This window comes from Mycobacterium mantenii, assembly GCF_001667865.1.
In the GTDB taxonomy this organism is placed as follows: domain Bacteria; phylum Actinomycetota; class Actinomycetes; order Mycobacteriales; family Mycobacteriaceae; genus Mycobacterium; species Mycobacterium mantenii_A.
In genome coordinates this window covers 1-19,773 of the sequence record NZ_LZJP01000134.1, presented here as the reverse complement: position 1 = coordinate 19,773, position 19,773 = coordinate 1, and the positions used below count along the sequence as shown (strand labels likewise).

The following is a 19,773-nucleotide window of genomic DNA, read 5'->3' as shown; positions in this document are numbered from 1 at the left end:
CCGGGGCCGGCAAGGCGGCAGGCGCCGCGGCAATGCGCCTGCGGAACAGAAGGATTGAGGCGAACTGCGGTCGTGAGCAACATAAGTTCACCATTCGGGCAAAACGAATGGCTGGTCGAGGAGATGTACCGCAAGTTCCGCGACGACCCCTCGTCAGTCGATCCGAGCTGGCACGAGTTCCTGGTCGACTACAACCCCGAGCCGGCCGGCGAACCCGCGCCGACCGCTACGACCAGCGGTGATGGCTCGCCCACCGCGGCTGCGGCACCCGCGACACCGGCTCCGGCGCCGGGGGCCCCGCAGACCCCCGAACCCGCCAAGCCCACGCCCCCCGTCAGCCCGGCCGCCGGCAATGGGGTCCCGGCGCGACCGGCGAAGTCCCCGACTCCCCCGCCGGCCGAAGGCGACGAGCTGCAGACGCTGCGCGGCGCCGCGGCGGCCGTCGTCAAGAACATGTCGGCGTCGCTGGACGTGCCGACCGCGACCAGCGTCCGCGCCGTCCCGGCCAAGCTGATGATCGACAACCGGATCGTCATCAACAACCAGCTCAAGCGCACCCGCGGCGGCAAGATCTCGTTCACCCACCTGCTCGGGTACGCGCTGGTGCAGGCGATCAAGAAGTTCCCGAACATGAATCGGCACTACGCCGAGGTCGACGGCAAGCCGACCGCCGTCACACCGGCGCATACCAACCTGGGCCTGGCCATCGACCTGCAGGGCAAAGATGGCAAGCGTTCCCTGGTGGTCGCCGGCATCAAGGGCTGCGAAGCCATGCGCTTCGCGCAGTTCGTCACCGCCTACGAAGACATCGTGCGGCGCGCCCGTGACGGCAAGCTGACCGCCGAAGACTTTGCCGGAGTGACCATTTCGCTGACCAATCCGGGCACCATCGGCACCGTGCACTCGGTGCCGCGGCTGATGAGCGGCCAGGGCGCCATCATCGGTGTCGGCGCCATGGAGTACCCCGCGGAGTTCCAGGGCGCCAGCGAGGAACGCATCGCCGAACTGGGCATCGGCAAGCTGATCACGCTGACCTCGACCTACGACCACCGCATCATTCAGGGCGCGGAGTCGGGCGACTTCTTGCGCACCATCCACGAGATGCTGCTGTCGGACGCCTTCTGGGACGAGATCTTCCGCGAGCTGGGCAACCCGTACCTGCCGGTGCGCTGGAGCACCGACAACCCGGACTCGATCGTCGACAAGAACGCCCGGGTGATGGAGTTGATCGCGGCCTACCGCAATCGCGGTCACCTGATGGCCGACATCGATCCGCTGCGGTTGGACGGCAGCCGATTCCGCAGCCACCCCGACCTCGAGATCCTCAACCACGGCCTGACGCTGTGGGACCTCGACCGGGTGTTCAAGGTCAACGGCTTCGCCGGTTGCGAGTACAAGAAGCTGCGCGACGTGCTGGGCCTGCTGCGCGACGCCTACTGCCGCCACATCGGCGTGGAGTACACCCACATTCTCGAACCGTCGCAGCAGGAATGGCTGCAGCAGCGCGTCGAGACCAAGCACGTCAAACCGACGGTGGCCGAGCAGAAGTTCATCCTGAGCAAGCTGAACGCGGCCGAGGCCTTCGAAACCTTCCTGCAGACCAAATATGTTGGGCAGAAACGGTTTTCACTGGAAGGCGCGGAAAGCATCATTCCGATGATGGACGCGGCGATCGATCAGTGCGCCGAGCACGGCCTCGACGAGGTGGTCATCGGCATGCCGCACCGGGGCAGGCTCAACGTGCTGGCCAACATCGTCGGCAAGCCGTACTCCCAGATCTTCAGCGAGTTCGAGGGCAACCTCAACCCGGCGCAGGCGCACGGCTCCGGAGACGTCAAGTACCACCTGGGCGCCACCGGTGTGTACCTACAGATGTTCGGCGACAACGACATTCAGGTATCGCTGACCGCCAACCCGTCGCACCTGGAAGCCGTCGACCCGGTGCTGGAGGGTTTGGTCCGGGCGAAGCAGGACCTGCTGGACCGGGGCGCGGAAGACCACGGGGACGAGAAGGCCTTCTCGGTGGTGCCGATGATGCTGCACGGCGACGCCGCGTTCGCCGGTCAGGGCGTGGTCGCCGAGACCCTGAACCTGGCCAACCTGCCCGGTTACCGCGTCGGCGGCACCATCCACATCATCGCCAACAACCAGATCGGCTTCACCACCGCGCCGGAGTATTCGCGGTCCAGCGAATACTGCACCGACGTCGCGAAAATGATCGGGGCGCCGATCTTTCACGTCAACGGCGATGACCCGGAAGCGTGCGCGTGGGTGGCCAAGCTGGCCGTCGACTTCCGGCAGGAGTTCAAGAAGGACGTCGTCATCGACATGCTGTGCTACCGCAAGCGCGGGCACAACGAGGGCGACGACCCGTCGATGACCAACCCCGCGATGTACGACGTCGTCGACATCAAGCGCGGAGTCCGCAAGAGCTACACCGAAGCCCTGATCGGCCGCGGTGACATCTCGATGAAAGAGGCCGAGGACGCGCTGCGCGACTACCAGGGCCAGCTGGAGCGGGTGTTCAACGAGGTTCGCGAGCTGGAGAAACACGGCGCGCTGCCGAGCGCCTCGGTCGAGGCCGACCAGATGCTGCCGGCGGGCCTTGCCACCGCGGTGGACAAGGCGTTGCTCGCCCGCATCGGTGACGCGTTCCTGGGCGTGCCCGACGGCTTCACCGCGCACCCGCGGGTGCAGCCGGTGCTGGAGAAGCGCCGCGAGATGGCCTACGAGGGCAAGATCGACTGGGCCTTCGGCGAACTGCTGGCGCTGGGCTCGCTGGTGGCCGAGGGCAAACTGGTGCGGCTGTCCGGCCAGGACACCAAGCGCGGCACCTTCTCCCAGCGGCACTCGGTGATCATCGACCGCAACACCGGCGAAGAGTTCACGCCGCTGCAGCTGCTGGCGACGAACGCCGACGGCACCCCCACCGGCGGCAAGTTCCTGGTCTACGACTCGCCGCTGTCGGAGTACGCCGCCGTCGGCTTCGAGTACGGCTACACCGTGGGCAACCCGGACGCCCTGGTGCTGTGGGAGGCGCAGTTCGGCGACTTCGTCAACGGCGCGCAGTCGATCATCGACGAATTCATCAGTTCCGGTGAGGCCAAGTGGGGCCAGCTGTCCAACGTCGTGCTGCTGCTGCCGCACGGCCACGAGGGCCAGGGCCCCGACCACACCTCGGCCCGCATCGAGCGCTTCCTGCAGCTCTGGGCGGAGGGGTCGATGACGATCGCGATGCCCTCGACGCCGTCGAACTACTTCCACCTGTTGCGGCGGCACGCCCTCGACGGTGTGCAGCGCCCGCTGATCGTGTTCACGCCGAAATCGATGCTGCGCAACAAGGCGGCGGTCAGCGACGTCAGGGACTTCACCGAGATCAAGTTCCGCTCGGTGCTCGAGGAGCCGACCTACGAGGAGGGCATCGGCGATCGCAGCAAGGTCACCCGGGTCCTGCTGACCAGCGGCAAGCTCTACTACGAGTTGGTCGCCCGCAAGGCCAAGGACAACCGGGAGGACGTGGCGATCGTGCGGATCGAGCAACTCGCCCCGCTGCCGAAGCGGCGGCTGGGCGAAACGCTGGACCGCTACCCGAACGCCGCGCAGTATTTCTGGGTCCAGGAGGAGCCCGCCAACCAGGGTGCCTGGCCGCGATTCGGACTGGAGCTGCCCGAGCTGTTGCCCGCCAAGCTGACCGGGCTCAAGCGAATCTCGCGCCGGGCGATGTCGGCGCCATCGTCGGGCTCGTCGAAGGTGCATGCCGTCGAGCAGCAGGAGATCATCGACACGGCGTTCGGCTGACCGCTGACGATGCGCGACGCGCAGCGACGTGAGGAGGAAGCGGTCAATCGAGGCCTGAGGATGCCACCGAGCCGAACCGCGCGCCGGATTCGGCGACCCGCAAATATCAGGGACCGCTGGTACCGGCTAGCCTCGACGCAAACGTGCCGATAAGGAAGGGTGCTCATGCAAGGGTTCGCCGGCAAGGTCGCGGTGGTGACGGGCGCGGGTTCAGGTATCGGGCAGGCGTTGGCCGTGGAATTGGCCCGCTCGGGCGCCAAGGTGGCGATCAGCGACGTCGACCTCGAGGGTCTGGCCCACACCGAGGAGCAGTTGAAGGCGATCGGCGCGGTGTTCAAGTCGGATCGGCTCGACGTGACCGAGCGCGAGGCGTTCCTGGCCTACGCCGACGAGGTCAAAGAGCACTTCGGCAAGGTCAACCAGGTCTACAACAACGCCGGCATCGCCTTCACGGGCGACGTCGAAGTCAGCCAGTTCAAGGACATCGAACGGGTGATGGACGTCGACTTCTGGGGCGTCGTCAACGGCACCAAGGCGTTCCTTCCGCACCTGATCGCGTCGGGCGACGGACACGTCGTCAACGTGTCCAGCGTGTTCGGGCTCTTCTCGGTGCCCGGGCAGGCGGCCTACAACTCGGCCAAGTTCGCCGTGCGGGGTTTCACCGAAGCGCTGCGACAGGAAATGGTGGCCGCTGGCCACCCGGTGGCGGTGACCACGGTGCACCCCGGCGGCATCAAGACCGCGATCGCGCGCAACGCCACCGCCGCCGAAGGGCTCGACCAGGCCGAGCTGGCCAAATTGTTCGACAAGCGGCTGGCCAAGACCACCCCACACCGCGCCGCCCAGATCATCCTGGACGCGGTGCGCAGGAAGAAGGCGCGGGTGCTGGTCGGCTCCGACGCCAAGATCCTGGACATCTTGGTGCGGCTGGCGGGCCCGGGTTACCAGCAGCTGTTCGGGCCGGTCATGGGCCGGTTGCTACCGAAGCAGTGATCGATGTCTCAAGGCGGCGCGATCGCCCAATCAGCATTTCGCCCTGCTGTAGTCGGCATCGCTGGTAACGATTAACGTCAAGCGGTCAATCCGCCCACGAGGAGTGTTGCATGGATACGTTCGCCGGCAAGGTCGCCGTCGTCACCGGCGCGGGTTCGGGCATCGGCCAGGCGCTGGCGGTTGAGCTGGGCCGGGCGGGCGCCAAGGTGGCGATCAGCGACGTCGACACCGACGGGCTGGCGCAGACCGCGGAGCAGTTGCGGGCGATCGGGGCGCCGTTCAAGTCGGATCGGCTCGACGTGACCGAGCGTGGGGCCTTCCTGGCCTACGCCGATGCGGTCAACGAGCACTTCGGCAAGGTCAACCAGATCTACAACAACGCCGGCATCACGTTCATCGGATCTATCGAGGACAGCCGGTTCAAGGACATCGAGCGGGTGATCGACGTCGACTATTGGGGCGTCGTCAACGGCACCAAGGCGTTCCTTCCGCACCTGATCGCCTCCGGCGACGGACACGTCATCAACATCTCGAGCGCGCTAGGGCTGTTTTCGGCGCCCGGCCAGGCGGCCTACGTCTCGGCCAAGTTCGCCGTCCGGGGATTCACCGAGGCGCTGCATCAGGAGATGGCGCGCGCCGGTCACCCGGTGCGGGTGACGACCGTGCATCCGGGTGGCATCAAGACCGCGTTCGCCCGCAACGCCAACGGCGTCGAGGGGCTCGACCATGCGGAGCTGGCCAGCCTGTTCGAGGAGCAGCAGGCCAAGACCAGCCCGCAGCGAGCCGCGCAGCTCATCCTCGAGGGCGTGCGCAAGAACAAGCCGCGGGTCCTGGTCGGCCCCGACGTCAAGGCGATGGACCTGTTGGTGCGGGCTGCCGGACCGAACTACGAGCGCCTGCTGGGCGGGCCCGTGATGAGCCGCCTGCAGCAGTTCGTACACCGGTTACTGCCCAAGCGCTGACCGTCGGCCCTGGGTGCTAGCGGCCGAGCGGATGCTCGGTCAGCCAGCCGTCCGCCACCGCCTGTGGGTCGGCACCGCCACGCACCTGCCGGCGCATCTCGACCAGGGCCGCGGTGTCCAACACGCCGGCCACTTCGTTGATCGCCAGCAACTGCCGATCGCTGAGCGCGTTGCGGCGATACAGCGGCACCACGTTCTCCGCGCGGATCAGGGCGGGTTTGCCGTCGGCCAGCGCGACCAGGTCACCGGGAGTGCCGGGGTCGGCGGTGGTGGTCCATCCCGCGGTCAGCCGCCCGGCCCGAATGGCATCGAACAGCGTTGCGGCATCCGCGAATTCGCGCGGTACGGGCAGCCGGCAGGAGCCGACCGTCGACGGTTCCTGGTGCCCGGCGACAGTCCCGACGACGAGGCCGCCGCAATGTTGGGGCAGCGTGCTCAGGTCCGCGCTGACATCGCTGCCGCCCCACGCCTTAGCGGTGGACTGACTTACCAGCAACGCCGGTTTGTCTTCGGCGGCCGTCGCGTAGTCGCCCGCGACGACGCCCTCGGGCAGCGCCGCGATCATCGCGCGGTAGACGTCCTTGTCCGACATCGCCGTCGCGCCGGGCTGCAGGGCCTGCAACGTGCGGCCGGTGAAAGCGGGCACGACGGTGAACGCGCCGGAATCCAACTGCGGCTTCGGGTCGGCCGCGGTCGCGGCCCGCGCACCGAACCCGTATGACCGCAGGGCGGCGACGTAGACGCCGGCCAACAACGCCGAATCGGCGTCGGGCCGGGATCCGACCACCACCTCGGCACGGGCGCGACGGTCACCGGTGTCGGTGGCGCAACCGGCCACGGCGAGTACGGCGGCGAGCAGCGGCACCGCCAGCCTGCCGATTCTCACCCCCCGGAAACGGGAGTGTCTGAGGCTTCTGTGGCCAGCGCCACCGCGGTGGCGACCGCTTCCCTGACCCGGGTGTCCAACGGGCTGGGGACGATCCGGTCGAGCGCCAGGTCGTCGCTGACGACGGAGAAGATCGCCTCGGCCGCGGCGACCATCATCTTCTCGGTGATCCGGCGGGCGCCGGCGTCCAGCGCACCGCGGAACACCCCGGGGAAGGCCAGCACGTTGTTGATCTGGTTCGGGAAATCGCTGCGGCCGGTGGCCACCACCGCCGCGTACTTGGCGGCGATGTGCGGGTGGATCTCCGGATCGGGGTTGGACAGCGCGAACACGATGCCGCCGGGTGCCATGGTGGCGATCATCTCCTCGGGGACCACGCCGCCCGACAGCCCGAGGAACACGTCGGCGCCCCGGATGGCTTCGGCCAGGCTGCCGGTCAGGCCCGCGGGGTTGGTGCGCTGCGCCAGAGCCACCTTGACGTCGTTCATGTCGTCGCGACCGGTGTGCAGAATCCCGCGCGAGTCGAGCACGGTGATATCCGAAACACCCATCACCATAAGGAGATTGGTGCACGCGACACCGGCCGCGCCTGCTCCGGACACCACCACCTTCAGCGAGGTCATGTCGCGGCCGAGCAGCTTGCCGGCACCCATCAGCGCGGCCAGCACCACGATCGCCGTGCCGTGCTGGTCGTCGTGCATCACCGGGCAGTCCAGCGCCTCGATGAGGCGACGCTCGATCTCGAAGCAGCGCGGTGCCGAGATGTCCTCCAGGTTGACGGCGCCGAACGTCGGGCGCAGGCGCACCAGGGTCTCGACGATCTCGTCGGGATCCTTGGTGGCCAGCACGAGGGGGATGGCGTTCAGGCCGCCGTACGCCTGGAACAGGGCGCACTTGCCCTCCATCACCGGCAGCGACGCCGCGGGCCCGATGTCGCCGAGGCCCAGCACCGCACTGCCGTCGCTGACCACGGCCACCAGCCGGTTCGCCCACGTGTAGCGCGCGGCCTGGGCGTGGTCGGCGGCGATCGCACGGCTGACCTGAGCCACACCGGGCGTGTAGGCGATCGACAACGCGCGCTGGGTGTCCAGCGGGGACGTCAGGCCCACGGAAAGCTTGCCGCCTACGTGTGCCTCGAAGATCTCCGCGTCGGTGATCTCTGCGTGCGTCTGTATCGATTCAAGCAATTCGGACACGCGCTTCAGGGTACTGACTACCCATTAGTAGGCCTAATTGGTGAGGTAGGTCTCAGTGCCGACCCGGCAGCCGCTAGATCGATGGCGACGACCCGCTGCGCCCGGGGCCGCCGCGCTTGCGGTCGTCGCTAGATCAGCTTGAGCTCGGTGACGGCGGCGCGCTCGTCGACCAGCTCGGCGGTGGTCTTGTCGATGCGGCCGCGGGAGAATTCGTCGATCTCCAGCCCCTGCACGATCGACCAGTTCCCGTCCTTGGTGGTGACCGGGAACGACGACACGATGCCCTCGGGCACGCCGTAGGAGCCGTCGGAGAAGACCGCCATCGAAACCCAGTCGCCTTCAGGGCTGCCCAGCAGCCAGGAACGCGCGGCATCGACGGTGGCCGAGGCCGCCGAGGCGGCCGAGGAGGCGCCGCGCGCGTCGATGATCGCCGCACCGCGCTTGGCGACCGTCGGGATGAAGTCGTTCTCGATCCAGTTCTGGTCGTTGACCACTTCGGCCGCGTTCTTGCCGCCGACCTCGGCGTGGAAGATGTCGGGGTACTGGGTGGCCGAGTGGTTGCCCCAGATGGTCATCTTCTTGATGTCGGTGACCGCCGCGCCGGTCTTGCGGGCCAGCTGCGAGATCGCCCGGTTGTGGTCCAGGCGGGTCAGCGCCGAGAACCGCTCCTTGGGGATGTCGGGGGCGTTGCTCAGCGCGATCAGCGCGTTCGTGTTGGCCGGGTTGCCGGTCACGCCGATGCGGACGTCGTCGGCGGCGACGGAGTTCAGGGCCTTGCCCTGCGCGGTGAAGATCGCGCCGTTGGCCTCCAGCAGGTCGCTGCGCTCCATGCCCGGGCCACGGGGCCGCGCGCCGACCAGCAGCGCCAGGTTGACACCGTCGAAGATCTTGTTGGCGTCCGCGCCGATCTGGACGCCGGACAGCAACGGGAACGCGCAGTCGTCCAGCTCCATCACGACGCCCTCCAGCGCCTTGAGCGCGGGCTCGATCTCAAGGAGGCGCAGCTCGATCGGGCGGTCGGGGCCCAGCAACGAGCCACTAGCCAGGCGGAACAACAGGCTGTAGCCGATCTGGCCGGCGGCGCCGGTGACAGCGACCTTGAGAGGACTTGCGCTCACGTCGATTTACTCCTTGTGGAGAAGTTCGTGCAGATTCGGGTTCGGCTCGAAACTAGCGCACTCTGATCGGTCCTCGATCTCCGGTCCGCTACCAGGGCTTTCCCGACACCGGATCGTCATGCCCGCAACAGGCGGGACGCGTAGCATGGAGCACCGCCCGGTCGGACCTGCGTTTGGTGGGAGGTGGCTGTGTTCCAAGGATTCGACGCGTTACCCGAAGCCCTGCGACCCCTTGCGCACGAACCGCAACCCAAGCCGAGCCCGGCACCGCAACCGCCCACAGAGACGCTGGTTGACTGCGCCGTCTACGCCGACGGCCAGCGGTTGCCCGGCAAATTCGGCTACGCCGCCGCACTGGCCAAGGTCCGCGAGGTCGAATCGCTGGGACACGAGGGATTCGTCTGGGTCGGCCTGCGCGAACCCAGCCAATCCGAGATGCAGGAAGTCGCCGACGTGTTCGGGCTGCACGCGCTGGCCGTGGAGGACGCGGTCTGCGCCCATCAGCGACCCAAGGTGGAGCGCTACGACGACACCCTGTTTCTCGTCCTCAAGACCGTCAATTACGTGCCTCACGAATCGGTGGTGCTGGCCCGCGAGATCGTCGAGACAGGCGAGATCATGATCTTCGTCGGCACGGATTTCGTGGTCACGGTCCGCCACGGTGAGCACGGCGGGCTGTCCGATGTGCGCAAGCGAATGGATGCCGACCCCGAGCAGATGCGGTTGGGGCCCTACGCGGTGATGCACGCGATCGCCGACCATGTGGTGGACCACTACCTCGAGGTGAGCAGTTTCATGCTGTCCGACATCGACAGCATCGAGGGGCTGGCGTTCGCCCCGGGCAGCAAGATCGACGTCGAACCGATCTACCTGCTCAAGCGTGAGGTGGTCGAGTTGCGCCGGTGCGTCACGCCGCTGTCGGCGGCGTTTCACCGGATCCAGATGGACAACAAGGACGTCATCTCCAAAGAAGTGCGGCGCTATCTGCGCGACGTCGCCGACCACCACTCCGAGGCCGCGGACCAGATCGCCAGCTACGACGACATGCTCAACTCGTTGATCCAGGCGGCCTTGGCGCGGGTCGGGATGCAGCAGAACAACGACATGCGCAAGATGGCGGCCTGGGCCGGTATTTTGGCGGTGCCCACCATGGTGGCCGCCATCTACGGAATGAACTTCCATTTCATGCCCGAGCTGAACTGGACGTGGGGGTACCCGGGGATCATGGCCCTTATGACCGTCGCCTGCGTGGGCCTGTACTTCCAGTTCCGGCGCAACAACTGGCTCTAGCGCTCGAGGGAATCGGCCCCGAGGCCTCAATTAGGTTGTGCAGCAGGGCGATTCGGGTCCAGCACGTCGACGCCGTCGTTGTCCCACGCCTGTCGCATCGCCTCGGCACCCTTGAGCCGCACCCACGCCGCTTCTGTTGCGGTGATGGGGGTCGCCGACAGGAACTGGACCGGGTCGCGAGGCGGGTCCAGCGGCAGATCGCCGATCTCGCTGCGGCCCAACAGCACAGCGGTGAACGGCACCCGCGACGTCGTTGACGCCCACAGCGGCGAACCGAGATCGACCAGCGCGTCGGCGCTCAGCACCACACCGTCGACGGCCGGCGCCGCCGCCAGGATCGCCAGGCTGCGCGCGATCCCGGAGATCGGGCCGGGATCGCGCAGCTGCAGCACGATTTCGGCTCGCGGACCGCGCAACGGGTCGGCAATATCCAGCGTTGGCTCCGTCATGGGGTGGCGCGAGCAGCCCAACGTGGCGTAGTGCACCGTCGCGTCCGGCTCGCGGAAACGCAGCACCTCGATGGTCTCGGTGCCCAGAAATGTCACGCTCGCCGCGTCGGGCTCGGGGTCGGTGAAGTGATCCCGCAGATGCGCGCGCACCCGATCCAAGTCGTCTGTCATGGTGTCCCGGAGGGCGCGATGGTCAGGTTGGCCCCGGAGTCGGCATCGAAGACCACCAGCTTGGAGGTGTCGAACGCCAACTCGATCGACTGCCCGATCGCCGCTTTCGATTCGGCGGGAACCCTTGCCACGAACTGGTTTTCGTGGGCGTCCGACTCGGCGGCCAGCTCGTCCAACTGCGCCGAGTGCGCCGCCCACGCCGCGGTGGAGAAGTAGACGTACTTGTCCGCGCCCAGCGACTCGACCAAGTCGACCTTTACCTCGAAGGTCAGCGCCCTGATGCGCTGGTAGCCGTCGATCAGTGCGGCGTCGGACAGATGCTCGGGCCGTACGCCGACGATGACGTTCGCCGGCTCCGGATGCCGGCCGATCACCTCGTGCACTTCCGGTGCCAGCATCACCTCGCCGAACGGCAGTTTGAGTCCCACGGGCGTCAGCGTGCCAGGGAAAAAGTTCATCGCCGGCGAACCGATGAATCCGGCGACGAACAGGTTGGCCGGGTGCTCGTACAGCTCATCCGGCGTGCCGACCTGTTGCGCAACCCCGGAAAGCATCACCACCACACGGTCGCCCAGGGTCATGGCCTCGGTCTGGTCGTGGGTCACGTAAACCGTCGTGGTACCAAGCCTCTTCTGCAGTCTGGCGATCTCGCCGCGCATCTGCACCCGCAATTTGGCGTCGAGATTCGACAGCGGCTCGTCCATCAGAAATGCCCTGGGATGCCGCACGATTGCGCGACCCATCGCCACCCGCTGCCGCTGCCCACCGGACAACTGCGACGGCTTGCGATCCAGAAAATCGGTCAGGTCAAGGGTTTTCGCCGTCTCCTCGACTTTCTGAGCGATCTCCGACTTTTTCATCTTGGCCAGCGTCAAGGGAAAGGCGATGTTCTGGCGCACCGTCATGTGCGGGTACAGCGCATAGGACTGGAACACCATCGCGATATCGCGGTCTTTGGGGGCCTTCTCATTCACCCGCTCACCGCCGATGCGCAGCTCACCGGATGAGATGTCCTCAAGCCCGGCAATCATATTCAACGTCGTGGTCTTGCCGCAGCCCGACGGGCCTACCAGGATCAGGAATTCGCCGTCGGCGACGGTGAGGTTCAGGTCGTGCACAGCGGTCGCGCCGTCGGGGTAACTCTTGCTGACATGGTCCAGCACAATCTCGGCCATCGAGTTATCCCTTCACCGCGCCAGAGGTCAACCCGGCGACGATTCGTCGTTGGAAGATTAGAACAAAAACGATGATGGGCACCGTGATCACCACGGCGCCGGCTGCGATCGAGCCGGTCGGCTCCTCGAACTGGGAACTACCGCTGAAGTTCACGATCGCCACCGGTGCGGTGATGGCCGCCTTGGTGGCCGTCAGTGTCAATGCCAACAGCAGGTCGTTCCAGGCGAAGATGAACACCAGGATCGCCGCGGTCACCACACCGGGCGCCGCCAGCGGCACGATGACCTTGCGGAAGGCCTGAGCCGGTGTCGCACCGTCCATCTTCGCCGCCTTCTCCAGATCCCAGGGAATCTCCCGAAAGAAGGCGGACAGCGTGTAGATCGCGAGCGGCAGTGCGAACGTGATGTAGGGCAGGATCAAGCCCGGCCAGGTGTCGAACAACCCGATGAACCGTTCGATGTTGAACAGCGGTGTCACCAGCGAGATCGCGGGGAACATCGTGATCAACAGCGTGGCCCCGACGAGCAACCGCTTGCCGGGAAAGTCCAGCCGGGCAATCGCGTACGCCGCCATCGCACCGAGCACCACTGCGATCGCGGTGGTGATCAAACCGATCCCGATGGAGTTGATCAGCGCCGAACTGAAGAAGTCGCCGCGGAAGATGCCGCGATAGTTGTCCAGAGATACCGACGACGGAATCAGCTTGCCGTCCTTGACCGTTGAGCTCGGCTTCAGGGACAGACTGAAAATCCACAGCACCGGTAGGAGCGCATACACCACTACCAGGGTGTCGATGATGGCCCAGATCGCGGTGCGCCGCGCACCCGTCGAAAGGCCCGCCGGATCAGCGGCCATCGACGTCACCCCCGGGTGCTGCCGCGCCGAACACTCTGATGAAGAGCAGCGCGATGAGACCCACACAGACGAAGATCAGCACGCTGATCGCCGAGCCGAGCCCGACGTTGAAGCCCTTGAACAGGTTGTCGTAGCCCAGCATCGACACCGATCCGGTGTTGTTGGCGCCGTTGGTGATCACGTAGATATTGTCGAAAATGCGGAACGCGTCCAGGGTCCGGAACAACAACGCGACCACCACCGCCGGCTTGATGATCGGCAGGGTGACTCCGGTCAGCCGCCGCCACGCGCCGGCGCCGTCGACTTGGGCTGCTTTCAGCAGATCCTCCGGGACCAGCGCCAGGCCGGCCAGCAGCAGCAGCGACATGAACGGTGTGGTTTTCCAGACCTCGGCCACGACGACGATCGCCAGCGACGGGATCTGTTCGGTCAGTGGCGCACTGCCCTGCGGCAGCAGGTTGGCCAGGTAGCCGGTGCCCGGCGTCCACGCGTAATACCAGCTGTACGACGCGACCACGGTCACGATGCCGTACGGGATGAGGACCGCGGTGCGCACCAGGCCTTTGCCGACCAAGGTGCGGTGCATCACCAGCGCCAGCGCCAGGCCCAGCACGAATTCCAGGGACACCGAGACCACCGTGATGCCCAGCGTCACCGCCAGTGCGGTCCACCAATAACGGTCGGTCAGGATCGTCACGTAATTGTTCAGGCCGACGAACGCGGTGTCATCGGGTACGGCAAGATTGTTGCGCTGCAGGCTCAACCACACGGCGTAGCCGATCGGGTATGCCGTCACCGCCAGCATCAGGATCGCCGCCGGTGCGACCAGAAACAACGCAAGTCGCCGTTCGGCGGGCCGGCCGCGCAACCGTGGCGCCACGGAAGTCCTTCGCGCGCTGCGGGTCACGGCAACAACCCCTTGCCGTCGACCGCCTTCTGCACCTGGGTGCTGAGCTCGTCGGCGGTCCGCTCGGGATCGATCTGGTTGATCGGGCTGAGTGTCGCGGCGAGCCGAATGGCCACACCCTGGTAGACCGGCGTCGCCGGGCGCACCGCCGCGTCGGTGAGTTGCCGGCGAATGATCGTGTACATCGGATATTTGGCCTGAAACTGCGAATCGGAGTACAGCGAGGTGCGCACCGGGGGCAGGCCGCCTTCGATCGCCACGTACTTCTGGTGCTGCAAGTTGCGCAGGCAGCGGATGGCCTCGAAGGCCTCGGCGCGGTGGCGGGTGGTGCTGGCCACCGCCAGGTTCGCCCCGCCGATCGTCACCTTGGCCGGACGGCCGGGCGCCACACCCGGATACGGCGCGAAGCCGAAAACCTTCTGGCTGGCTTGATACGCGATACGAAATTGCTCGTCGCTGGGCACGAACATCCCGGCGTCGTTGATGCTGCCGACCAGCCTAGGATCCCGGTTGAGCGGCAGGAACGGCACCCCGCCCTTCACCGCGTTCTCCAGCATGGACGCCAGCGCGTACGGCCAGTTGACCGCCAGCGCGGCCCGGCCTTGCTCGACCGCCAACCGCGCGGTGCTCTCGTCGGTTCGGCTGATCGACGGATCGGCCCCGGGCGCGACGGCAACCGACTTGAGGATCCGCAGCGCATTGACGGTGGCCGCCCGGTGGGCCGGCGTGTCGGTGAGCGTGACGCGGCGGCCGTCGTCGGAGAGGACCTGACCGCCCCCGCTCACCAGCAGGGTGTTGAACCAAACCACCAGGCCTTCACCCTCATTGGCCTGCACGCCGATCCAGCTGGGCTGCCCCGCGGCGTGCAATCTGGTGGCCTCGTACACCATCGCGTCCCAGGTCCTCGGCGGCTGGGCCACCAAATCGGGTCGATACCAGAGCAATTCGGTATTCGTGGTGACGGGCGCGCCGAACACCCGGCCTTGCCAGCGCGCCGTCGCCAGTGGGCCGAGCAACGTATCCGCCGTGGCGTCGGCCTCGGCGCGGCCTTCGGGATCATCGGAAAGCGGGAGTGCCCAGCCCGCTTCGGCGAACTCGGCCGTCCACACCACGTCCAGCGACATCACGTCCAGCGTGCGGTCGTGACCGGTCAACCGGCGGGCCAACTGCAAGCGCTGCTCGCCGGGGGCCCGGGGCAGACTGATCTGCTGGATGGCGAAGCGGCCCTCGAATTGCCTGGTGCAGTCCTGGGCGACAGCGGCGAACGTCGCACCGTCGGCGGCCGTCGTGTAGAAGCTGATGACCAGCCCGTGCCCACCGGAACCGCACGCCGACACCGCCGACGAGATGATCACCGTCGCCAGCGCGATTGCGCCCAGCCGGCGCACGCGCCCGCGACGACTCACCACTTATTCACACCTCTCGAGCGCGCCTCAGATCGCCAAGCGCGCCAACAGGTCCCGCGCCTTTTCTGCGTTCTGCGGATCGCAGAGCACGTCGTAGCGCCCGGCCACCAGCTGCATCGTCGAGCTGAAATCCCTTGTGCCACGGGCCATCGAATACGGAACGGCGGAAGTGATCAGCCCGAAGAAGACACCGGCGACCAGACCCGTGGCCAGCGCCCCCCACGGATTGGGACTGAAGAAGCCCAGCACCAGCCCGATGAACAACCCCAGCCACGCCCCGCTCAGCACGCCGCCGCCAAGTACCTTCGGCCACGTCAGCCTGCCGGTGACCCGCTCCACCTGCATCAGGTCGACGCCGACGATGGTCACCTGCTGTACCGGGAACTGCTGGTCGGACAGGTAGTCGACGGCCCGCTGCGCCTCGGCGTAGGTGGGGTACGACCCGACCGGCCAGCCCTTCGGCGGTGTCGGTAGTCCGGGCGCCCCGCGGCGCCCCGCTGCACCCGGAGGCGTCGCGCCGGGAACCTGACCAGGCTGGAAAGGATTAGTCATCGCCGCTCATTGTCCTCCGCCTCGGCCGTTGTTTCATCTCAGGGCCTCCTCACCCTATCGATCGTCGTCACCTGCGAAAACACGACGTGTCCGACGGCTGAATCCGGAGTCGGGGACCGCGACGGGCCAAGGTTTCGCTTGGGACCGCCCCCGAAACCGGCGCGGCGTCCGCGCCCGCACGGTGGTGATTCGCGGCGCCACCCGCCCCACCTGCGCATGGGTTAGGTTGAACACCATGACAACTCCCGGGGGCGGCTTCGGCGAGGGCGCCCACGACGACGACGCCGACTCGTCCCCCGCTGCCAGCGGGGCCGCCGGGCCGCCGGAACCGACCGCTCCCTGGGAACCGCCCGGCACGCCGCCGGCGGGCGAAGCAGCGCCGCCGACGTATCCGCCGCCGGGTTATCCCTATCCACCGCCGGCCGCGCCGCCACCCGGGTACGAGCAGCCGCCCGGTTACGGCGGACCGGCCTACCCGCCGCCCCCGCCGCCGTACGGCGGCCCGCCCACCTACGGGCCCCCGCCCTATCCGGGCGGCTACTACGCGGCGCCGGATTACCACAGCGGCTACGGACCCGCGGGACAGCCACCGGCCGGAACGAACCCGCTGGCAGTCGCATCCCTCATCGCGTCCTTCACCGGCCTGCTGTGCTTCGTCGGCTCGATCGCGGCCATGGTGCTGGGCGCGATCGCCCTGGATCAGATCAAGCGGACTCGTCAGGACGGCTTCGGTCTGGCGGTCGCCGGCATCGTGATCGGAATCGCCCTGCTGGTGGTGGATGTGGTGGTCGTGCTGTTCGCGCTGCACACGCATTAGCGCATCAGGCTCGTGGCGATCGCAAGCGCGGCGCAGCCGGGCGCAGCGGGTCGCCACGCTTGAGGCTCGTGGCGATCGCAAGCGCGGCGCAGCCGGGCGCAGCGGGTCGCCACGCATCAGGCTCGGCGCGATAGCGCCGGGTTGCCGGCCATCGGGTCGGCGGCTGCCTAGGCTTTACTGCCATGGGATCGGTCAACAGGGTGTACATCGCGCGGCTGTCGCGGATGTTGGTGTTGGGACCGTTCGGCGAGTCAGTCGGGCGGGTGCGCGATGTCGTGATCAGCATGAGCATCGTGCGCCAGCAACCACGCGTGCTGGGACTGGTCGTCGACCTGGCGACGCGGCGCAGCATCTTCATCCCGATCCTGCGGGTCGCCTCCATCGAACCCAACGGCGTGACGCTGAGCACCGGCAGCGTGTCCCTGCGCCATTTCGTCCAGCGGCCAGGCGAGGTGCTGGCGATCGGCCAGGTACTGGACACCGTCGTCAAGGTCAACGATCCCGAGCTGCCGGAGCTGGCCGGCCTGGACGTCGTGGTCACCGACCTGGGCATCGAGCAGACCCGAACGCGGGACTGGATGGTGAGCCGGGTCGCGGTGCGCAGCCAGCGCCGGCTCGGACGGCGGGGCCCGGTAAACGTCGTGGACTGGCGCAACGTGCAGGGTTTGACCCCGTCGGCCCTGGCTCTGCCGGGCCAAGGCGTGGCACAACTGCTGGACCAGTTCGAGGGTCGCAAACCGGTCGACGTGGCCGACGCCATCCGCGGACTGCCGCCCAAGCGCCGCTACGAGGTGCTCAAGGCGCTCAACGACGACCGGCTGGCCGACATCCTGCAGGAGTTGCCCGAGCTGGATCAGGCCGACGTGCTGTCGCAGCTGGGCACCGAGCGATCCGCCGACGTGCTCGAGGAGATGGATCCCGACGATGCGGCCGACCTGCTCGGCGTGCTGAATCCGACCGACGCCGAAATGCTGCTGACCCGCATGGATCCGGGGGATTCCGCCTCGGTGCGCCGGCTGCTCACCCACTCGCCCGACACCGCGGGCGGCTTGATGACCTCGGACCCGGTGGTGCTGACCCCGGACACGGCGGTCGCCGAGGCGCTGGCCCGCGTCCGCGATCCCGACCTCAGCGCCGCGCTGTCGTCCATGGTGTTCGTGGTGCGTCCGCCCACGGCCACACCCACGGGCCGCTACCTGGGATGTGTGGCACTGCAGCGGCTGCTGCGGGAGCCACCCGGCGAACTGGTGGGCGGGATCGTCGACAGCGACCTGCTCACCTTGACGCCGGAGACACCGCTGGTCTCGGTGACCCGCTACCTGGCCGCGTACAACCTGGTGTGCGGACCCGTGGTCGATGACGAGAAACACCTGCTGGGCGCGGTCACGGTGGACGACCTGCTCGACCACCTGTTGCCGCACGACTGGCGGGTGGACATGCAGGACCTCGACACCGCCGGCCGGCTCGGCGGACTGGGAGGAAGCGCGTGAGCAAGTCCACGGCCCCGCGGGGGCTCTACACGCCGCGGACCTCGCGCCGGTATTCGCCGAGGCTTGATCCCGAGACCGTCGGGCAGTTCACCGAGTCGATCGCGCGTTTCTTCGGCACCGGCCGGTACCTACTGCTGCAGACGATCGTCGTTATCGTGTGGATCGCGCTGAACCTGTTCGCCCTGGGACTGCGCTGGGATCCCTATCCGTTCATCCTGCTGAACCTGGCCTTCTCCACGCAGGCCGCCTACGCGGCGCCGCTGATTTTGCTGGCGCAGAACCGCCAGGAGAACCGGGACCGCGTCGCGCTCGAGGACGACCGCCGGAGGGCCGCGCAGACCAAGGCCGACACCGAGTATCTGGCCCGCGAACTGGCCGCCGTGCGGCTGGCCGTCGGCGAGGTGGCGACGCGTGAATACCTGCGCCACGAGCTCGATGACCTACGCGAACTGCTGGCGGACATGCGGTCGGAAACCGCCGATGCCGACCGGATTCAGGGCGGCGAAGGGCTGGAAAAAGCGGCTAAGAAATCCAGGTGAGAACCGTTTGACCATTGCGCCACTCGTGTCACAAGAGTTATGTATGGTGATCTGGTTCACCGAGCTCAGAGAAAGTGGACCCAGCTCACACATCTAGGACGGTCGAGTGCGCATTGGGGGAAGCCGGGGTGAAAGCTCCGCCGCCGCGAGGGTGCGGCCGCGAGCACTTCGGAACACGCGCAAGCCGATATTCGGCGTAGCAGCAATCAGTCCGCTGGTCTTCGCGGGGGCGGTCAGCGCGGCGGCTCCTTCGCTTCCGGTGCGAATGTCGCCACCGGTGCATGCCGCCGTCAACCCGGTGGCTGCGGTCTCCCCGTCCTTCCCCGACCTCACCGGGCCCGCCGTCGTCGCGATCGACCGCGGCCCGACCGTCTTCCACGTCGCCGAGCCCGCGTTGTCCGCTCCGCCGCCGGCAAGGATCGTGAATGCGCCAGGCGCGCTGGGTATCCCGAGCATCGCGCTGGCCGCCTACCGCAATGCGGAACAGAAGATGGCCGTCGCGGCCCCGGGCTGCGGCGTCAGCTGGAACCTGCTGGCCGGCATCGGGCGCATCGAATCGGGCCACGCGGGCGGCGGCGCGGTCGACGCACGCGGCACCGCGATCAACCCGATTTACGGCCCGTCCCTGGACGGTACGCTGCCGGGCAACGAGACGATCATCCAGAGCAGCGCCGGCAACCGCGTCACCTACGCCCGCGCAATGGGACCGATGCAGTTCCTGCCGGGGACCTGGGCGCGCTACGCCTCCGACGGCAAGGGCGACGGCGTGGCGGATCCCCAGAACATCTTCGACGCCACGCTGGCGGCCGCCCGGTACCTGTGCAGCGGCGGACTCAACCTGCGCGAGCAGTCGCAGGTTTTGACCGCCATCCTGCGCTACAACAACTCGATGCCCTACGCGCAGAACGTGCTGGGCTGGGCGGCGGCCTACGCCACCGGCGTCGTGCCGGTCGACCTGCCGCCGATGACCGGACCGCCGCCGCCGCTGGGCGACGCACACCTCGAGCACCCCGAAGGGCTCGGACCCAACCTGCCGATGAACATCAACGGCCTGCCGCTGGACGATCCGCTGGCGCGCGTCCCGCTGATCGACTTGAGCAGCCCCGCGTCCGTCAGTCCTCCGCCGCAGTTCCCGTGGATGACGCCCACCCCTGCGCAGGCGCCGGCG

The 19,773-nt window shown here is 67.6% G+C and carries 17 protein-coding genes and 1 pseudogene; 9 read left to right on the top strand and 9 right to left on the bottom strand.

All coding sequences use genetic code 11. From position 1 onward, the window contains the following. Nucleotides 1-72 precede the first annotated feature (72 nt). From A5688_RS26375 to A5688_RS26365, 3 genes are all read left to right on the top strand, one after another. The gene (locus A5688_RS26375) at nucleotides 73-3,798 is read left to right on the top strand and encodes a multifunctional oxoglutarate decarboxylase/oxoglutarate dehydrogenase thiamine pyrophosphate-binding subunit/dihydrolipoyllysine-residue succinyltransferase subunit (RefSeq protein WP_067907390.1); all 3,726 of its coding nucleotides are present in this window, start codon (nucleotides 73-75) and stop codon (nucleotides 3,796-3,798) included. Between the two features lie 165 nt (nucleotides 3,799-3,963). Continuing rightward, complete coding sequence (locus A5688_RS26370) at nucleotides 3,964-4,791, top strand: SDR family NAD(P)-dependent oxidoreductase (protein WP_067907393.1); 828 nt, start codon at nucleotides 3,964-3,966, stop codon at nucleotides 4,789-4,791. 110 nt (nucleotides 4,792-4,901) lie between these two features. Then, nucleotides 4,902-5,753: an SDR family NAD(P)-dependent oxidoreductase gene (locus A5688_RS26365; protein ID WP_067835869.1), complete on the top strand. Its 852-nt coding sequence runs from the start codon at nucleotides 4,902-4,904 to the stop codon at nucleotides 5,751-5,753. Nucleotides 5,754-5,769: 16 nt separating this feature from the next. Here A5688_RS26365 and A5688_RS26360 read toward each other — a convergent pair whose 3' ends face one another. The 3 genes from A5688_RS26360 to A5688_RS26350 form a co-directional block, all read right to left on the bottom strand. Beyond that, on the bottom strand, nucleotides 5,770-6,639 hold the full coding sequence (locus A5688_RS26360) for a glycine betaine ABC transporter substrate-binding protein (protein WP_067907396.1): 870 nt from the start codon (nucleotides 6,637-6,639) through the stop codon (nucleotides 5,770-5,772). Then, nucleotides 6,636-7,835, bottom strand: coding sequence for an NAD(P)-dependent malic enzyme (locus A5688_RS26355; RefSeq protein WP_067907399.1), 1,200 nt, complete (start codon nucleotides 7,833-7,835; stop codon nucleotides 6,636-6,638). Before A5688_RS26355 ends, A5688_RS26360 begins: the two co-directional genes overlap by 4 nt. A 128-nt stretch (nucleotides 7,836-7,963) precedes the next feature. Next, nucleotides 7,964-8,953 (bottom strand): malate dehydrogenase, encoded by a 990-nt coding sequence (locus A5688_RS26350; RefSeq protein WP_067835864.1) that lies wholly within the window; start codon nucleotides 8,951-8,953, stop codon nucleotides 7,964-7,966. Between the two features lie 189 nt (nucleotides 8,954-9,142). Between A5688_RS26350 and corA the strand changes: the two genes are divergently transcribed. Beyond that, the gene (gene corA / locus A5688_RS26345; protein WP_067907402.1) at nucleotides 9,143-10,243 is read left to right on the top strand and encodes a magnesium/cobalt transporter CorA; all 1,101 of its coding nucleotides are present in this window, start codon (nucleotides 9,143-9,145) and stop codon (nucleotides 10,241-10,243) included. Between the two features lie 26 nt (nucleotides 10,244-10,269). On the opposite strand, the gene A5688_RS26340 is transcribed toward corA, so the two are convergent. Genes A5688_RS26340 through A5688_RS26315 form a run of 6 tightly spaced genes read right to left on the bottom strand, consistent with a single transcriptional unit; the run spans nucleotide 10,270 to nucleotide 15,759 of the window. Continuing rightward, complete coding sequence (locus A5688_RS26340; RefSeq protein ID WP_067907405.1) at nucleotides 10,270-10,863, bottom strand: suppressor of fused domain protein; 594 nt, start codon at nucleotides 10,861-10,863, stop codon at nucleotides 10,270-10,272. Beyond that, nucleotides 10,860-12,038, bottom strand: coding sequence for an ABC transporter ATP-binding protein (locus tag A5688_RS26335; protein WP_067907407.1), 1,179 nt, complete (start codon nucleotides 12,036-12,038; stop codon nucleotides 10,860-10,862). Before A5688_RS26335 ends, A5688_RS26340 begins: the two co-directional genes overlap by 4 nt. A 4-nt stretch (nucleotides 12,039-12,042) precedes the next feature. Next, a complete protein-coding gene (locus A5688_RS26330; protein WP_067907410.1) occupies nucleotides 12,043-12,894 on the bottom strand; it encodes a carbohydrate ABC transporter permease in 852 nt (283 codons plus the stop codon). Further along, on the bottom strand, nucleotides 12,884-13,801 hold the full coding sequence (locus tag A5688_RS26325; RefSeq protein ID WP_207546751.1) for a carbohydrate ABC transporter permease: 918 nt from the start codon (nucleotides 13,799-13,801) through the stop codon (nucleotides 12,884-12,886). The genes A5688_RS26330 and A5688_RS26325 overlap by 11 nt, the downstream gene beginning before the upstream one ends. After that, nucleotides 13,798-15,210, bottom strand: coding sequence for an extracellular solute-binding protein (locus A5688_RS26320; RefSeq protein ID WP_067907413.1), 1,413 nt, complete (start codon nucleotides 15,208-15,210; stop codon nucleotides 13,798-13,800). Before A5688_RS26320 ends, A5688_RS26325 begins: the two co-directional genes overlap by 4 nt. Nucleotides 15,211-15,234: 24 nt before the next feature. Next, nucleotides 15,235-15,759, bottom strand: coding sequence for a general stress protein (locus A5688_RS26315; RefSeq protein WP_067835852.1), 525 nt, complete (start codon nucleotides 15,757-15,759; stop codon nucleotides 15,235-15,237). A 235-nt stretch (nucleotides 15,760-15,994) separates the two neighbouring features. Here A5688_RS26315 and A5688_RS26310 point away from each other — a divergent pair, with 235 nt between their 5' ends. The 5 genes and pseudogenes from A5688_RS26310 to A5688_RS26295 all read left to right on the top strand — a co-directional run. Beyond that, on the top strand, nucleotides 15,995-16,576 hold the full coding sequence (locus A5688_RS26310; protein WP_068268324.1) for a DUF4190 domain-containing protein: 582 nt from the start codon (nucleotides 15,995-15,997) through the stop codon (nucleotides 16,574-16,576). A 12-nt stretch (nucleotides 16,577-16,588) separates the two neighbouring features. Next, nucleotides 16,589-16,695: pseudogene (locus A5688_RS28620) on the top strand (2-isopropylmalate synthase); the annotation flags it as partial. Between the two features lie 63 nt (nucleotides 16,696-16,758). Next, nucleotides 16,759-18,066, top strand: a complete 1,308-nt coding sequence (locus A5688_RS26305; RefSeq protein WP_067835848.1) for a magnesium transporter MgtE N-terminal domain-containing protein — start codon at nucleotides 16,759-16,761, stop codon at nucleotides 18,064-18,066. Beyond that, nucleotides 18,063-18,605: a DUF1003 domain-containing protein gene (locus A5688_RS26300; protein ID WP_067835846.1), complete on the top strand. Its 543-nt coding sequence runs from the start codon at nucleotides 18,063-18,065 to the stop codon at nucleotides 18,603-18,605. Before A5688_RS26305 ends, A5688_RS26300 begins: the two co-directional genes overlap by 4 nt. A 106-nt stretch (nucleotides 18,606-18,711) precedes the next feature. After that, a partial coding sequence (locus A5688_RS26295; RefSeq protein WP_067835925.1) for a lytic murein transglycosylase occupies nucleotides 18,712-19,773 on the top strand: 1,062 nt, incomplete at its 3' end.

Coding starts and splice junctions, on each gene's coding strand:
- A5688_RS26340 (WP_067907405.1), bottom strand. CDS start 10,863: ATGACAGACGACTTGGATCGGGTGCGCGCGCATCTGCGGGATCACTTC.
- A5688_RS26365 (WP_067835869.1), top strand. CDS start 4,902: ATGGATACGTTCGCCGGCAAGGTCGCCGTCGTCACCGGCGCGGGTTCG.
- A5688_RS26370 (WP_067907393.1), top strand. CDS start 3,964: ATGCAAGGGTTCGCCGGCAAGGTCGCGGTGGTGACGGGCGCGGGTTCA.
- A5688_RS26310 (WP_068268324.1), top strand. CDS start 15,995: ATGACAACTCCCGGGGGCGGCTTCGGCGAGGGCGCCCACGACGACGAC.
- A5688_RS26315 (WP_067835852.1), bottom strand. CDS start 15,759: ATGACTAATCCTTTCCAGCCTGGTCAGGTTCCCGGCGCGACGCCTCCG.
- A5688_RS26330 (WP_067907410.1), bottom strand. CDS start 12,894: ATGGCCGCTGATCCGGCGGGCCTTTCGACGGGTGCGCGGCGCACCGCG.
- A5688_RS26335 (WP_067907407.1), bottom strand. CDS start 12,038: ATGGCCGAGATTGTGCTGGACCATGTCAGCAAGAGTTACCCCGACGGC.
- A5688_RS26305 (WP_067835848.1), top strand. CDS start 16,759: ATGGGATCGGTCAACAGGGTGTACATCGCGCGGCTGTCGCGGATGTTG.